Below are 14,275 nucleotides of genomic sequence, written 5' to 3'. Positions count from 1 at the left end.
TCCGTTCGGGATGAGGGAAGACGGCCGCCGCCGGGAAGGCCGCCTCCCGGTGGGCTCACCGGCCACCCTCCAGCGTCTCCAGCGCCTGTTCCACCAGCGAGACCAGTTCCTCCCACTCCTCCTCGGTGAGATGGATGGACATGTTGCCCATTTCCAGGTGGAAAAGCATCTCACCCTCCTGGTCCGCACTGCGCCAGAGGGTGAAATGCTCGGTCTCCGCCAGCGTCTCTATCGAGAACTCCTCTTCGGGCTCTCCTGGGAAAACCATGGCGCTCCTTTCTGGCTCAGGATGGGATCCCCCGTCCGGCCGCGCGCTCCTGCGAGGGTCGTCGCTCCCTCATGCCTCGGGGGGCGCTGCCTTCCGCCACGCGGCCAGTTCCAGGGTAAGGCGGTTGAAGAAACTGTTGGGAGGCAGCGCTCCCGTGCCGTATTCCATCTCCACCACCCGGGCCTCCAGCCGGAGGTCCCGCGTCTCCAATTCAATCCGGCCTCCGGGCGTCGCCAGCACCAGATCCCCCTTCGGCCGCAACCGGGCCTGCAGGGCCGGATCCCGATAAGCGTGCTCGCTGGCCAGCACCCGGGTCACCGTTTTGATGTCGTTCTTATCGAACAGCCAGACCTCAAAAGCCGTCACCTTGGCGGGATCCCCGACCCCGATGGTCTCGGAGATGGCCACGCCGTATTCGCCCAGGAACTCCCCGCTGGGCAGCTCGATGGGGAACGAGAGGTCGAAGGCGTCGTCACCCAGTTTATAGGTCACCCGGTGCTGGGAGAGAGGCGGCTCCGGAACACCGGGGCGAACCTCCGGCCGCTCGGGGATCTCGAGGACCGCCGCAGGAGCATGGGTCCCGGCCGGCGTCCCCGCCGCGGGGCGGCGCGCCGGGGCCGGCGCCGGCCGGCGCCAGCGAAAGAGGAGGAAGAACACCAGGAGGATCAGCCCCAGGCCGATTAGCCCTAGCAGACAGGTGGGAAGCGAGAATCCCCCTCCCCCTCGGGCAGGGGGCGACGGCGGCGCCTGTTGCTCCCAGAGGGCGGCCAGTTGGGCCATGACCGCCCGGCCCCCCGGGTCCGCTTCTTGGTTCGCCAGGCTCCGGAGGCGCTGGGCGGCGTCTCGAAGAAGCCAGCGCTCCCCCAGCCAGTTGTGGGCCTCCTCCGGACGAAGGAAACCGCCCTGCACGGCCATGACCAACAAGCGCAAATATCGATCTCGGTAATCGAGGCGCAGATCCACTGGCGCGGCGTCTGTCCATTCCACCGGGGCGATATACCAGCCGTAAACCAGGCCGACGGCCAGGCCCAGCAGGAAGACCCCTCCTCCCACCAGGAGGGTCCGACGGTGCGGTCGGAGCAGGATCCCGATCGCCTGGATGAGCGTTCCCACGGCGGCCTCCTTCTCGCTTCTGGGGGATCACGCCGATCGGGCCGGGATCAGAGGATCCCGGGAGGCCTGCGTGAGAATCTCCCGGACCCCCTCCTCGCCGACCACGACCATGTCCTCGATCCGAACGCCACCCCACCCGCTCAGATAGATGCCGGGCTCCACCGTCAGGACGGCGCCAGCCGGCACCGGGTCCTCCGCGATGGGCCCGGCGGCAGGCTTCTCGTGGATCTCCAGCCCGATCCCATGGCCCAGACCGTGACCGAAGGCCTCCCCATACCCGGCCGCCTCGATCACCGACCGGGCCAGGGCGTCGATCTCCTTCCCCGTCATTCCCGCCCGCATCCCACGCAGGGCCGCCTCCTGGGCCCGCAGCACCACCGCGTAGACCTCCCGGAACCGCCGCGGCATGCGCCCCAGGACAAAAGTGCGCGTGAGGTCCGAGTGATATCCATCCACCCGCGCCCCCAGGTCCACCACGATGGGCTCGCCGGCCCGCAGCCGGCGATCCCCCGGACGATGGTGGGCCATCGCCCCATTGGGGCCCGAGGCGACGATGATGTCGAAGGCCACATCCTCCCCCCCGTGGGTGCGCAGATACTGCTCGGCCAGCCACGCCGCCTCCCGCTCCGTCATCCCCGGCCTCAGGCGGCGACGCAGATAAGCCATGGTGGCGTCGGCGACGCGGGCGGCCTCCCGGATGCGAGCCAGTTCCTCCGCATCCTTCACCGCCCGCAGCGCCTCCACCCAGTCCTTCACCGGGACCCACTCCACCTCAGGGACGGCCTCCTTCCAGGTCAGCCACTGGTCGACCGTCACATGGGCGCTCTCGAAGCCCACGCGGCGGGGGGAACCGATCTCTTTCCAGAACTCCGGGAGGATCTGTGAGAACCGGCGGTTCTGAAGGCGGTAGAGGGTGAAATCCGGCGCCTGGCGGGCGGCCTGCTCCCAGTAGCGGAAATCGGTGAGGATCCAGGCCCCCTGGCGGGTGAGGCAGAGGACAGCCGCCGATCCGGTGAAGCCGGACAGATAGCGGACGTTGGGCAGGGCGGTGATGAACAAGGCATCGAGGTTCGCCTCGACCATGCGCCGGCGCAGGGCCTCGACGCGCCGGAGGTGAAGGGCCGCCATCGCGCTGGCTCCCGGTTCAGATTGATTCCTTATGGTAGCCGAACCCCGGCGGACCCGCAAGCCGCCGCCCCCGTTTTATAACCGATATCTCCTGCGAGTTCTACCGCCAGGCGCCCTACCGGGTCCGCTCCCCGGAGGGCTTCCAGGCGCATCTGGAGGGGGATCGCTTCGCCGAGGCCCACGTCACCGACTATGGCCGTGCTGCGGTCCGTGCCGCCGGATCGGGAAGACCTCATCTATACGCTCGGGCTTTGAAGAGCAACCGGACCCCCATACCCGGCCCTGGCGGGCCCCCGGGTCGCGCGCGACGCCCGGGAGGCCTTTCTCTCGTGTAACATCCGTGTCACCGCGCCGTTGATGAAATTAAGGAAGCCAGCGACCTGGCCAGGGTGTTGCCGGCTCCCCAGAGATCCGATAAGGTAAAAGCCGCTCGGCGAGGGGAAAAGCCCGAATCCCAGGAGGTTCCCATGCTCCGCGAAGACGCCCTGGAATATCACCGGAAAGGTCGCCCTGGGAAACTGGAGATCGTCCCCACCAAGCCGATGATCACCCAGCGGGATCTCTCCCTGGCCTACAGCCCGGGGGTCGCGTATCCGGTCCTGGAGATCGAGAAAAACCCGGACCTGGCCTATGAATACACCATCAAGGGGAACTTGGTGGCCGTCATCTCCAACGGCACCGCCATCCTGGGGCTGGGGGACCGAGGGGCTTTGGCCGCCAAGCCGGTGATGGAGGGCAAGGCCGTCCTCTTCAAGAAGTTCGCCGACGTGGACGCCATCGACATCGAGGTGAACACGCGGGATCCTGACGAGTTCATCCGAGTGGTGCAGGCCATCGCCCCGACCCTCGGAGGGATCAACCTGGAGGACATCAAGGCTCCCGAGTGCTTCTACATCGAGGAGACGCTGCGGGCCACCCTGGACATCCCGGTCTTCCACGACGATCAACATGGGACAGCGGTGATCTCGGCGGCGGCGCTGCTCAACGCCCTGGAACTGGTGGACAAGCGCATCGACGAGATCAAGGTGGTCATCAACGGCGCCGGGGCCTCGGGCATCGCCTGCGCCGACCTGTGGGTCAAACTGGGGGTGCGCAAAGAGAACCTGATCGTGCTGGACACCAAGGGGGTGATCTATAAGGGCCGCAAGGAGGGGATGAACCCCTACAAGGAGCGCTTCGCCGCCGACACCGACGCCCGCACCCTGGCCGAGGCCATCCGGGGCGCCGACGTCTTCCTGGGCCTCTCGGTGGCCGACGTCCTCACCCCGGAGATGGTCCGCTCGATGGCCGAGCGGCCTATCATCTTCGCCCTGGCCAACCCGGACCCCGAGATCCGCTACGAACTGGTCAAGGAGGTGCGGCCCGACGCCATCGTCGCCACAGGGCGCAGCGACTACCCTAACCAGGTCAACAACGTCCTGGGCTTCCCCTTCATCTTCCGGGGGGCCCTGGACGTGCGGGCCCGGGCCATCAACGACGAGATGAAACTGGCGGCGGCGCGGGCCCTGGCCGCCCTGGCCCGGGAGGACGTGCCCGACAGCGTGCTGAAGGCCTACGGGCTGGAAAGCCTGCGGTTCGGACCGGATTACATCATCCCCAAGCCCCTGGACCCGCGGGTGATGCTGTGGGAGGCGCCGGCGGTGGCCCAGGCGGCCATGGAGACCGGGGTGGCCCGCATCCGCATCGACCTCGAGGAATACCGGGAGCGGCTGGCGGCCCGGCTGGGCAAGGGCACCCAGGTGATGCGTTTCATCATCAACAAGGCGAAGGCGGCCCCCAAGCGTATCGCCTTCGGCGAGGGGGAGGAGCCCAAGATCCTGCGGGCGGCGGCCCTGGTGCAGGAGGAGGGGATCGGCCAGCCCATCCTCATCGGCCGCCCCGAGGTCATCCGGCAGCGGATGGAGGAACTGGGCCTGCGCTGCAGCCCCCAGGTGGTCTATCCGCCGACCTTCCCGCGGCTGGAGGAATACGCCCGGCGCCTCTTCGAGAAGCGACAGCGCAAGGGCGTGACCCTGGCCCTGGCGCGGACACTGCTCCTGGAGCCGAACTACTTCGGCCCCATGATGGTGGAGATGGGCGACGCCGACGCCTTCATCTCCGGCCTCACCTACGATTACCCCGCCGTCATCCGCCCCGCCCTGCAGGTGGTGGGGGTCCGCGAGGGGGTGCGCAAGGTGGCCGGGCTTTACATCATGATCGTGAAGGAGAAAGTCTATTTCTTCACCGACGCCACGGTGAACATCGAGCCCACCGCCGAGGACCTGGCGGAGATCGCCATCATGGCGGCCGACTTCGCCCGCCGCTTCGACATCGAGCCGCGGGTGGCCATGCTCTCCTTCTCCAACTTCGGCAGCACCCGCCACCCCCTCTCCGAGAAGGTGCGCCAGGCAGTGGAGATCGTCCACCAGCGGCGGCCGGATATCCTCATCGACGGGGAGATGCAGGCCGACACCGCGGTGGTGCCGGAGATCATCGAAGAACGCTACCCCTTCAGCCGGGTGAAGGACGCCAACGTCCTGGTCTTCCCGGACCTGGAGGCGGCCAACGTCGCCTACAAACTGCTGCAGCGGCTGGGCAACGCCCAGGCCATCGGGCCGATCCTCCTGGGGATGGGCAAGCCCGTCCACGTCCTCCAGACCGGGGACGAGGTCCAGGACATCGTCTTCATCGCCGCCATCGCCGCGCTGGACGCCCAGGAGCGGGCCCGACCGCCGACCCCCGTCCCCGCCTGAGGGCCACCGCATCCCTGACGCTCCGGGCCCGGGTGGCGCTTGCTTCGTCCGGGCCCTCCATCGGCGGGGCGGATTTGACAGCGAGATGGGCCCTGGTAGAATTAACATTGAAACGCCGGGGTGGCGGAACTGGCAGACGCGCTACGTTCAGGGCGTAGTGGGCGCACGCCCGTGCGGGTTCAAATCCCGCCCCCGGCACTGCCCGAAGGGATCGCCCTTCGGGATTTTTTGTTTCCGGAGGACGCTTGTGGCCTGCGGCTGGACGGTGGGGGGGCGCTGGCTGGTCCGGGTGGCGGTGCTGCTGGCCCTGGCCTTCCTGGCCGACCACGCCTGGGAGAACCTGGAACGCTACCGACGGCGGGTGGAGCAGGCCGAACGGCTCCAGCGGGCCATCGCCACCCTGCAGGCCCAGGCCACCCGCCTGGCCGAGGAGGCCCGCTACGTGCGCAGCGACGAGTTCGTCGCTCGCTGGGCCCGCGTGGAGGCCGGCATGGTCCGCCCTCGAGAGACCCCTTTCCGCCTTTCGCGGCCAACCCCCACCTCCACCCCGCTGGCCCTGCCCACCCCCACCCCCATGCCCTGGCAGGCCTGGGAGGCTCTCCTTCGCGGCCGCTGAGCTGTTCGAGCGACCGAGGGGGCCGCCCCGGAATCGCTCAGATTTTGGTAGAATCTAGATGAACAGGACCGCTCAGGGAGGCTCGATGGCCAAAGGCGGCGAGAAAGCCAAGGACGTCATCCAGGTGGAAGGGACGGTCGTCGAGACCCTTCCGAACACGATGTTCAAGGTCCGCCTGGACAACGGCCACGAGGTGTTGGCCCATCTCTCAGGCCGCATGCGGATGTATTACATCCGCGTGCTCCTGGGAGACCGGGTGCTGGTGGAACTCTCCCCCTATGACCTCAGCCGGGGCCGCATCGTCCGCCGGCTCTCCCGGTGACCGCGCGGGGGCCCCCAGGGGATCTCCTTCCGTGCGCCGGCGGCGTGGGTGAGTATAATCTTTAGGAAAAAGCCGGCCGCAACGGGCGGGATTCTCCCTCCGTTGCCATCCCCAGCCGAGGAGGTTCGCCGCGGAACCGCACGGATCGTCAGCCGCCGAAAGGGAACGGGACCACCTGCCACCATCCTGGATCCTCGCGGAGGGAGCACGATGAACACGATTAAAGTGGCCGCCAAGTCGCGCACCACAGCCGTGGCCGGAGCCATCGCCGGGGTGATCCGCGAACGGGGGCGGGCGGAGGTGCAGGCCATCGGCGCCGGCGCGGTCAACCAGGCCGTCAAGGCCATCTGCATCGCCCGTACCTACCTGGCCCAGGACGGCATCGACATCATCTGTGTCCCCGAGTTCACCGATGTGAAGATCAACGATCAGGAGCGGACGGCGATCCGCTTCGTGATCGAGAAGCGATGAGCCCCCGCCTGGACCTGCATGTCCACACCACCGCCTCGGATGGCTGGTGGACCCCCGCCCGGGTGGTGCAGGAAGCTGTCGCCCGCGGCCTGCGGGCCATCGCCCTGACCGACCACGAGACCACAGCGGGCGTGGCCGAGGCACAGGCTGCGGCCCAGGGGACCCCCCTGGAGGTGATCCCCGGGGTGGAGATCAGCGTCGGGGGGCCGGAGGAGGAGATCGACCTGCTGGGCTATTTCATCGACCCGGACCACCCCGACCTGCAGCGGCTGCTGGAGGCCATGCGGGCGGAGCGGGTGGAGCGCATCCAGGCGATGACGGAGCGTCTCGCCCAACTGGGCTTGCCGGTGCCATGGGAGGAGGTGGTGGAACTGGCGCGGGGGGACGTGCTGGGCCGCCCCCACCTGGCCCGGGCGATGGTGCGACATGGCTACGTTACCGATGAGGCCGAAGCCTTCCGGCGCTGGCTGGGGCGCGGGCGCCCGGCCTATGTCCCCCGGCGCCCCGTGGATCCCCGCGAGGTGATCGCCCTGGTGCGGGCCGCCCGCGGGGTGGCGGTGCTGGCCCACCCAGGCCGCACCGGGATCCCGGGGAACTTCGAAGTCCTCTGGCGGGCCGGCCTGGCCGGCCTCGAGGTCTTCCACCCGGACCACTCCCCCGACGAGACGGCCCGGCTGATGGTCCTCGCTCAGACCTACAACCTGGTCCCTACGGGGGGGAGCGACTTCCACGGCCCCGAGCCCGACGGCCGCATCCTCCTGGGCACCCTGCCGGTCCCCGACCACACCCTGGATCGGCTGCGGGACCGCCGCCCGCGCTGAGAATCTCCGCGCGGCGTGCTAAAATAGGGGAAACCCTGGAGGTGGAAGCGACGATGCCTCCGGCCCCTGCGGAGCGGATGCGGCGGCTCAAGCCCTATCCCTTCGCCGCCCTGGAGCGACGCATCGCGGAGCTCCAGGCGGAGGGCCGCGACCTGATCCGCCTGGACATCGGCAGCCCGGACATGGCGCCACCCCCTTTCATCCTAGAGGCCCTCGAGCGGAGCGCGCGGGATCCCCACGCCCACGGCTACGCCGGCTATCGGGGGATCCCCGCCTTGCGCCAGGCCGTGGCCCGCTTTTACGCCCGCCGCTTCGGGGTGGACCTGGACCCCGATCGAGAGGTCCTCATCCTCATCGGCTCCAAGGAGGGCCTCTTCCACCTGAGCCTGGCCTACCTGGGCCCAGGGGATGTGGCCCTGGTCCCCTCGCCGGGCTACCCCACCTACACCGACGGCGCCCTGGCCGCGGGGGCGGACGTTTTCTACATGCCCTTGCGACCGGAGCGGGGCTGGTTCCCCGATTTCCGTGCGATCCCACCGGAGATCTTGGCCCGGGCCCGTATCCTCTGGCTGAACTATCCCAATAACCCCACGGCCGCCTGCCCCACCCCGGAGTTCTTGGCCGAGGCGGTGGCCTTCGCCCGGCAGCACAACCTCCTCCTCGCCTACGACAACCCCTATGCCGACGTGGCTTTCGATGGCTACCGGGCCCCTAGCATCCTCAGCATCCCGGGGGCCAAGGAAGTGGCCGTCGAGTTCTATTCCCTCTCCAAGTCCCACAACATGGCCGGCTGGCGCGTTGGGATGGTCGTGGGCAACGCCGAGGTGGTGGGGACCCTGGCCCGCCTGAAGAGCAACATCGACTCCGGGCACTTCCGCCCGATCCAGGAGGCCGCCGCCATCGCCCTGACCCACGACGACGAGTGGATGGCCGAACGGAACGCGGAATACGCCCGGCGGCGGGACGTGGTGGTGGAGGGGCTGCGGGCGGCGGGGTTGACGGCCGAGCGGCCCCGTGCCACGATTTATATCTGGGCGCGCCTGCCCGAGGGATGGCGCAGCGCGGACTACGCCGCCCGCCTCCTGGAAGCCACGGGGGTCTCGGTGGCCCCCGGGGCGATGTTCGGGGAGGCCGGCGAAGGCTACATCCGCATCTCCTTGGTCCAGCCGGTCCCCCGCCTGGAGGAGGCGATGCGGCGCCTCCAGGCTTTCCATCGGGGATCGCCATGAGCCACGTTCCTTATCTGGTCGCCGCCGCCCTGCTGGAGATCCTGGTCTTCGGATGGGCGATCTGGATTGCCTATCGGGAGAGCCGCCCGGCCCGATGAGCCGGGGGGTCGCCCCTTCCCACCCTGAGCGCAGGAGGTGCAGGATCGGCCGCGAGGCGTATGAAACCGTGGCCCCGGTGGACCGGGCGGTGTTGGTGGGGATCGAGGTCTACGGGAAGCCGGGGCTGTTGTCGGTGGAGGACTCTCTGGATGAACTGGCGCAACTGGCCCGCACAGCCGGCGTGGAGGTGGTGGGCCGCGCGGTGCAGCGCTTGCGCCGTATCCATCCGGCCACCTACATCGGCCCGGGCAAGGTCGAGGAGATCAAAGCCCTGGTCCGGACTATGAACGCCAACATGGTTATCTTCGACGACGAACTCTCCCCCTCCCAACAACGCAACCTGGAGAACGCCTTCGGCGAAGCCGTCCGGGTGCTGGACCGCACCGCCCTGATCCTGGACATCTTCGCCCAACACGCCCACACCCGCGAGGGCGCCCTCCAGGTGGAACTGGCTCAATACGAATACCGGCTGCCCCGTCTGACCCGGCGCTGGCAGGACCTGGCCCAGCAGGCCGGCGGCTCCTTCGGGCGGGGCGGCATCAGCGGCGTCGGCCTGCGAGGGCCCGGCGAGAAGCAACTAGAGATCGACCGCCGACGCATCAAGGAGCGTATCGCCCACCTCAAGCGGGAACTGGAGGCGATGCGGGCCCACCGCCAGCGCTATCGGGAGCGCCGCCGCCGCGCCCAGATCCCTGTGGTTGCCCTGGTGGGCTACACCAACGCCGGCAAATCCACCCTCCTCAACGCCGTCTCCGGCGCCCAGGTCCTGGTGGCCGATCAACTCTTCGCCACCCTGGACCCCACCACCCGTCGGGTGAAGCTGCCCAACGGTGGCGTGGCCCTGTTCACCGACACGGTGGGGTTCATCCAGAAACTCCCCCACCCGTTGGTGGCCGCCTTCCGGGCCACCCTCGAGGAGATCAACGACGCCGACCTCATCCTCCACGTCCTGGACATCACCCACCCCAACGCCCTCCAACAGGCCTGCGTGGTGGTCCAGACCCTGCGGGAGATCGGGGTGCAGGACATCCCGATGATCACTGCCCTGAACAAGATCGACCGCATGCCGGACCCGGAGCAGGTCCGGGCCCTGGCGGCGGAGCACCCGGACTTCGTCGCCATCTCAGCAGCCTACGGCATCGGCCTTGAGGACCTGCTGCGCAAGGTGGAGGCCATCCTCTATCAGAGCCTGACGCCGGTTCGGGTGCGCTTGCCCCTGGGCCGCGGGGACCTCATCGCCCTGTTCTACGAACAGGGGGTGGTGGAGTGGGAGGCCCATACTGATAACGAGGTGACCCTCTCGGGACGCCTGCCGGGCCGCCTGCTGGCCGCCTTCCGCCCTTACCTGGAGCACGCCGGGTCGGAGGCCGCCCAACAGATCTTTGTGGCGTGAGGCGAGGGCGCCGTGTCCCGGATCAACCGCTGGGTGGATCAGACCGCGGAGTTCTTGGCCCACCACAAGGGTCTCCCCATCCTGGTGGGGGTCGCCCTGATCGCCCTGGACTTCCTCTTGATGCTCCTGGACCGCCTGGTCCCCGGGCTGCCCCTCCTGGGGACGGTGGCGGCCTTCAACTGTTTCCTCTATCTGGGCCTGATCGTGGCCCTGCTCGGCGGGCTGATCGCCGAAGTCCTTTGAAGCGGCCGGCCGGATGACCCTGCGCCCCGACCCCCCTCGACCCCTCGTGGTCATCGTCGGGCCCACGGCGGTGGGCAAGAGCGAAGTGGCCCTCGCCCTGGCCGAGCGTTTCAACGGGGAGATCCTCTCCGCGGACTCCCGCCAGATCTATCGAGGGATGGACATCGGCACCGCCAAGCCCACCCCCGAGGAGCGGGCCCGGGTCCCCCATCACCTGATCGACCTCACGGACCCGGATCGCCCCCTCACCCTGGCCGAATACCAGCGCTTGGCCTACGCCGCCATCGACGAGGTCCACCGGCGGGGGCGGCTGCCTTTCCTGGTGGGGGGCACCGGCCTTTACGTGTGGGCGGTGGTGGAAGGCTGGCAGATCCCTCCGGCGCCGCCGGACCCTGTGCTGCGCCAGGCCCTGGAGGAGCGGGCCCGCCGGGAGGGCTCCCTCGCCCTCTACGAAGAACTCCAGCGCCGGGACCCCGAGGCCGCCGCCCGCATCGACCCCCGCAACGTCCGCCGGGTGATCCGGGCCCTGGAGGTCTGTTACCGGACCGGACAGCCCTTCTCGGCCCAGCGGCGGAAGCAGCCCCCGCCTTACCGGACGATCCTGATCGGCCTGACCCGGCCCCGGGCGGAACTCTACCGACGCATCGACGAGCGCGTGGATCGCATGATCGCCCAGGGGCTGGTGGAGGAGGTCCGCCGGCTGGCCGAGCGCTATCCGTGGGATCTGCCGGCCATGACCGGTCTGGGCTATCGCCAGATCGGCGCCTACCTGCGGGGGGAGATCCCGCTGGAGGAAGCAGTCCGCCGGATCAAGGCCGCCACGCGGACCTTCGTGCACCATCAGTATAACTGGTTCCGTCTGAGCGACCCGCGGATCCGCTGGTTCGACCTCAGCCACCAAACGGTGGAGGAGATCGCCGGATGGCTGGCCGGGGAACTCAGGCGGGAGGCGGAGGGGGAAGGACCGGCCCTGCCCCCTCATCCTTCGGAGGCGGAGGACTCTGGATGAGCGGGTATGGTTTTATGCTGGCGGCGGCTTTCCTGTGGGGGCTGATCGGCCCGACGAGCCGGCTGGCCTTCGCCCACGGCATGGCGCCGTTGGAGGTGGCCTTCTGGCGGGCCGTGCTGGGCGGGGCGCTCTTCGGGCTCCACGCCGCGTGTAGGGGCCAGCTCCGTGTGGCAGGACGGGACCTGCCCACGGTGTTGGGCTTCGGGCTGGTAGGTGTGGGAGGATTCTACGCGGCTTACCAACTGGCCGTGCGGGCCGGCGGCGGGGCCATGGCCGCCGTGCTCCTCTACACCGCCCCGGCGTGGGTGGCCGTGCTCTCCTGGCTCTTTTTGAAAGAGCCCCTTGGCCCCCGCCAAGGGCTGGCGCTGGTCCTCACCATGGCCGGCGTGGCCGGCGTCAGCCTCCAGGGCGGCGAGGTCCGCCTCCACGGCGCGGGGATTCTTTGGGGCCTGATCTCCGGCTTCACCTACGCCCTCTACTACTTGTTCGGGAAGCGTTATCTGGGGCGCTACGAGATCCCCACCCTCTTCGCCTACGCCATGCCCACCGGCGCCCTCAGCCTCCTGCCCCTGATCCCCCTCCGTTTCCCCACCGCGGACGGGGTGGCATGGGCGGCCGTCCTTTTCCTCACCGTGTGCTCTACCTACCTGGCCTACCTGGCCTATTCTGCCGGCCTGCAGCGGCTGGAGGCCACCCGGGCGGCAGTGGTCGCCACCGTGGAGCCCGTGGTCGCGGCGGTGGTTTCCTACCTGGTGTGGGGAGAGCGGTTAGGGCCCCTCGGGGTCCTGGGGGCGGCCCTCATTCTCCTGGGGGTGGGGATCCTGATGCGGGGATAAAAACGGCCCCGCCTCACCCCAGATCGTGCCGCCGATACGCCCAGCGGCCGCCGACCAGCGTCCCCCGCACGCCCATCGAAGGCAGGTCCTGCGGCGGAATGTGGAAGGGATCCGCCTCCAGCACCACCAGATCGGCCCACATCCCGGGCCGCAGCCGTCCCTGCCGGCGCTCCAGACCGGCAGCCCACGCCGGGCCCACCGTGTAGGCCTCCAGGGCCTCCAGGAGGGAGAGGGCCTGCTCTGGATACCAGCCCTCGCGGACCACGGCGGCGTGCAGTCCCCACCAGGGGTTCGGCGATTCGACGGGGGCGTCGGAGCCGAAGGCGAGCCGCGCCCCATGGGCCTTCAGGCTACGCCATGCGTAGGCGGTGGCACAGCGCTTCCCCCAGTAGCGCTCCGCCATCGGCCGATCCGAAACGGCGTGGATGGGCTGCATCGAGGCAATGATCCCCAGGCGGGCGAAATGGGGGAGATCCTCCGGGTGGACCCGCTGGGCGTGTTCGATGCGGTGGCGCCGGGCTTCTGGCGGGATCCCTAGGCGGGCCTCCAGCGCCCGCACCTCTTCATACAGATCCAGCACCTCCCGGTTGGCCCGATCCCCGATGGCGTGGATGGCCAGCCACAGGCCGGCGGCGGTGGCGCGGCGGGCTGCCTCCCGCATGACCTCCGGCGGCGTGAAGGCCATTCCCACGTTCTCGGGCTCGCCCTCATAGGGCTCCAGCATCCACGCGGTGCGGGGTCCTAGGGCCCCGTCGGCGAAGATCTTCACCGCCCCGATCCGCAGCCATGGGTCCCCAAACCCCGTCCGCAGCCCCACAGCCAGGGCATGGTCCAGGACCTCCAGGGGGAGATGCTGGATGACACGCACGGGGAGGTCGCCCCGTTGATGGAGGACCTGCAGGGCAGCCAGGCTCCGAGGGCCGTCGAAGTTGTGCACGGTCGTCAGCCCCAGGGCCGCCAGTTCGTGGAGGGCCTCATAGAGGGCTTCGGCCAGTTCCTCCACGGTGGGCTCCGGGAGAACCCGGGCGATCAGGGCGGTCGCCTGCTCGAAGAACAGGCCGTTGGGGGCGCCGTCGGGCCCCCGCCCGATGCGCCCGCCGGGCGGATCAGAAGTCTCCCGGGTGACGCCGGCCCGGCGCATGGCCTCGCGGTTGGCCCAAAGGGCGTGGCCGCTGCGGGCCCACAGGGCCACGGGATGGTTCGGCGCCACCCGATCCAGGTCGTCTGCGGTGGGGAAGCGGCCCCAGGGCTCCTGGAGCCAGCCTCGGCCGACGATCCATTCGCCCGGCGGGGTCAGAGCCGCCCGCCGGGCCACCCGCTCCAGCGCCTCCTCAAGGGTCGGTGTGTCGACCGCCACTCCCATCCGGGCGCGGGCATAGCCTTCCAGATGCAGGTGGGCATCGATCAGGCCCGGGAGCACCGCCGCCCCGCCCACATCCACTACCATGGTGCGGGGGCCCCGCCAGGCCCGGACCCTCTCCGCTGCGCCGACCGCCACGATCTCCTCGCCGACCACCGCCAGGGCCTCCGCCACCGGAGACTCCGGGTCCAACGGGTAGATCCGGCCGTTGATGAGGATCAGATCCGCCTCGCGCACGGATGCCTCCTCCGAGGAAATGGGGTCCCCGGGCCTAGCGCAGGAGGCCGTGCAGCATCCGGGGTCCGGTGGGCTGCGGACTGCCCCCCTCCGGCTCCAGGGTCACCCCCACGCGGCGGTAAGCCCAAAGGTCCGCTGGGACCGTGATCCGGTAGAGGCCGTAGCGTCGCTCGGTGGTGCGGAAGAGACCGCCGCTCATCCGACGGGACGTGTCGTCCCCGAACCAGACTTGATAGGCATGGCCCTCTGGGGGGGGCGGCAGCCCGCGGATCACCAGGAGGCCCTGGCCATCTTCCAGGATCAGATAGCCCTCGGCCGCTGGGGCCGCCTCCGTGCCCCGCAAGACAACCACGCGAGGACCCGCCCCTGGAACGGACACGGTCGGTAAGATCCAGAGA

At 69.4% G+C, this 14,275-nt stretch carries 15 protein-coding genes and 1 tRNA gene; 11 read left to right on the top strand and 5 right to left on the bottom strand.

All coding sequences use genetic code 11. The features are described from left to right. Positions 1 to 55 precede the first annotated feature (55 nt). The 3 genes from C4313_RS02760 to C4313_RS02750 all read right to left on the bottom strand — a co-directional run bounded on the left by C4313_RS02760 (position 56) and on the right by C4313_RS02750 (position 2,509). Positions 56 to 268 (bottom strand): hypothetical protein, encoded by a 213-nt coding sequence (locus tag C4313_RS02760; RefSeq protein WP_352428347.1) that lies wholly within the window; start codon positions 266 to 268, stop codon positions 56 to 58. A gap of 69 nt (positions 269 to 337) precedes the next feature. Continuing rightward, positions 338 to 1,381 carry a hypothetical protein gene (locus C4313_RS02755; RefSeq protein WP_352428346.1) on the bottom strand — a complete coding sequence of 348 codons (1,044 nt, stop codon included), beginning with the start codon at positions 1,379 to 1,381 and terminating at the stop codon, positions 338 to 340. 27 nt (positions 1,382 to 1,408) lie between these two features. Next, positions 1,409 to 2,509 carry a M24 family metallopeptidase gene (locus C4313_RS02750; RefSeq protein WP_352428345.1) on the bottom strand — a complete coding sequence of 367 codons (1,101 nt, stop codon included), beginning with the start codon at positions 2,507 to 2,509 and terminating at the stop codon, positions 1,409 to 1,411. Positions 2,510 to 2,976: 467 nt separating this feature from the next. Here C4313_RS02750 and C4313_RS02745 point away from each other — a divergent pair, with 467 nt between their 5' ends. From C4313_RS02745 to C4313_RS02695, 11 genes are all read left to right on the top strand, one after another. Next, complete coding sequence (locus tag C4313_RS02745) at positions 2,977 to 5,241, top strand: NADP-dependent malic enzyme (RefSeq protein ID WP_352428344.1); 2,265 nt, start codon at positions 2,977 to 2,979, stop codon at positions 5,239 to 5,241. 114 nt (positions 5,242 to 5,355) lie between these two features. Then, a tRNA-Leu gene (locus C4313_RS02740) sits at positions 5,356 to 5,439 on the top strand. A gap of 49 nt (positions 5,440 to 5,488) precedes the next feature. Continuing rightward, positions 5,489 to 5,857 carry a septum formation initiator family protein gene (locus C4313_RS02735; protein WP_352428343.1) on the top strand — a complete coding sequence of 123 codons (369 nt, stop codon included), beginning with the start codon at positions 5,489 to 5,491 and terminating at the stop codon, positions 5,855 to 5,857. Positions 5,858 to 5,942: 85 nt separating this feature from the next. Further along, complete coding sequence (gene infA, locus C4313_RS02730; protein ID WP_088572070.1) at positions 5,943 to 6,179, top strand: translation initiation factor IF-1; 237 nt, start codon at positions 5,943 to 5,945, stop codon at positions 6,177 to 6,179. A gap of 210 nt (positions 6,180 to 6,389) precedes the next feature. Continuing rightward, positions 6,390 to 6,650: a stage V sporulation protein S gene (locus tag C4313_RS02725; RefSeq protein WP_352428342.1), complete on the top strand. Its 261-nt coding sequence runs from the start codon at positions 6,390 to 6,392 to the stop codon at positions 6,648 to 6,650. After that, entirely contained in the window at positions 6,647 to 7,471 is an 825-nt protein-coding gene (locus C4313_RS02720; protein ID WP_352428341.1) for a PHP domain-containing protein, read from the top strand. Before C4313_RS02725 ends, C4313_RS02720 begins: the two co-directional genes overlap by 4 nt. Before the next feature lie 53 nt (positions 7,472 to 7,524). After that, positions 7,525 to 8,700, top strand: coding sequence for an aminotransferase class I/II-fold pyridoxal phosphate-dependent enzyme (locus C4313_RS02715; protein ID WP_352428340.1), 1,176 nt, complete (start codon positions 7,525 to 7,527; stop codon positions 8,698 to 8,700). A 94-nt stretch (positions 8,701 to 8,794) separates the two neighbouring features. Beyond that, entirely contained in the window at positions 8,795 to 10,192 is a 1,398-nt protein-coding gene (hflX, locus tag C4313_RS02710; RefSeq protein ID WP_352428339.1) for a GTPase HflX, read from the top strand. A 12-nt stretch (positions 10,193 to 10,204) separates the two neighbouring features. Then, positions 10,205 to 10,435, top strand: coding sequence for a hypothetical protein (locus tag C4313_RS02705; RefSeq protein WP_352428338.1), 231 nt, complete (start codon positions 10,205 to 10,207; stop codon positions 10,433 to 10,435). Between the two features lie 13 nt (positions 10,436 to 10,448). Then, on the top strand, positions 10,449 to 11,444 hold the full coding sequence (gene miaA, locus C4313_RS02700; RefSeq protein WP_352428337.1) for a tRNA (adenosine(37)-N6)-dimethylallyltransferase MiaA: 996 nt from the start codon (positions 10,449 to 10,451) through the stop codon (positions 11,442 to 11,444). Continuing rightward, the gene (locus C4313_RS02695; RefSeq protein ID WP_352428336.1) at positions 11,441 to 12,280 is read left to right on the top strand and encodes a DMT family transporter; all 840 of its coding nucleotides are present in this window, start codon (positions 11,441 to 11,443) and stop codon (positions 12,278 to 12,280) included. The genes miaA and C4313_RS02695 overlap by 4 nt, the downstream gene beginning before the upstream one ends. 13 nt (positions 12,281 to 12,293) lie before the next feature. Here C4313_RS02695 and C4313_RS02690 read toward each other — a convergent pair whose 3' ends face one another. Both C4313_RS02690 and C4313_RS02685 read right to left on the bottom strand, forming a co-directional pair. Further along, positions 12,294 to 13,877 carry an amidohydrolase gene (locus C4313_RS02690; RefSeq protein WP_352428335.1) on the bottom strand — a complete coding sequence of 528 codons (1,584 nt, stop codon included), beginning with the start codon at positions 13,875 to 13,877 and terminating at the stop codon, positions 12,294 to 12,296. A 34-nt stretch (positions 13,878 to 13,911) separates the two neighbouring features. Then, complete coding sequence (locus C4313_RS02685) at positions 13,912 to 14,229, bottom strand: anti-sigma factor (RefSeq protein WP_352428334.1); 318 nt, start codon at positions 14,227 to 14,229, stop codon at positions 13,912 to 13,914. Positions 14,230 to 14,275 lie beyond the last annotated feature (46 nt).

This window comes from Thermoflexus sp. (assembly GCF_040289485.1).
Taxonomy (GTDB): domain Bacteria; phylum Chloroflexota; class Anaerolineae; order Thermoflexales; family Thermoflexaceae; genus Thermoflexus.
The sequence above is the reverse complement of the archived record's forward strand: the minus strand, read 5'-3'. Positions and strand labels throughout refer to the sequence as shown.

What these genes read in the sequence shown, in the direction of transcription:
- C4313_RS02760 (WP_352428347.1), bottom strand. Translation starts at nt 268, where the DNA reads ATGGTTTTCCCAGGAGAGCCCGAAGAGGAGTTCTCGATAGAGACGCTG.
- C4313_RS02750 (WP_352428345.1), bottom strand. Translation starts at nt 2,509, where the DNA reads ATGGCGGCCCTTCACCTCCGGCGCGTCGAGGCCCTGCGCCGGCGCATG.
- C4313_RS02745 (WP_352428344.1), top strand. Translation starts at nt 2,977, where the DNA reads ATGCTCCGCGAAGACGCCCTGGAATATCACCGGAAAGGTCGCCCTGGG.
- infA (WP_088572070.1), top strand. Translation starts at nt 5,943, where the DNA reads ATGGCCAAAGGCGGCGAGAAAGCCAAGGACGTCATCCAGGTGGAAGGG.
- C4313_RS02725 (WP_352428342.1), top strand. Translation starts at nt 6,390, where the DNA reads ATGAACACGATTAAAGTGGCCGCCAAGTCGCGCACCACAGCCGTGGCC.
- C4313_RS02720 (WP_352428341.1), top strand. Translation starts at nt 6,647, where the DNA reads ATGAGCCCCCGCCTGGACCTGCATGTCCACACCACCGCCTCGGATGGC.
- C4313_RS02715 (WP_352428340.1), top strand. Translation starts at nt 7,525, where the DNA reads ATGCCTCCGGCCCCTGCGGAGCGGATGCGGCGGCTCAAGCCCTATCCC.
- hflX (WP_352428339.1), top strand. Translation starts at nt 8,795, where the DNA reads ATGAGCCGGGGGGTCGCCCCTTCCCACCCTGAGCGCAGGAGGTGCAGG.
- miaA (WP_352428337.1), top strand. Translation starts at nt 10,449, where the DNA reads ATGACCCTGCGCCCCGACCCCCCTCGACCCCTCGTGGTCATCGTCGGG.
- C4313_RS02695 (WP_352428336.1), top strand. Translation starts at nt 11,441, where the DNA reads ATGAGCGGGTATGGTTTTATGCTGGCGGCGGCTTTCCTGTGGGGGCTG.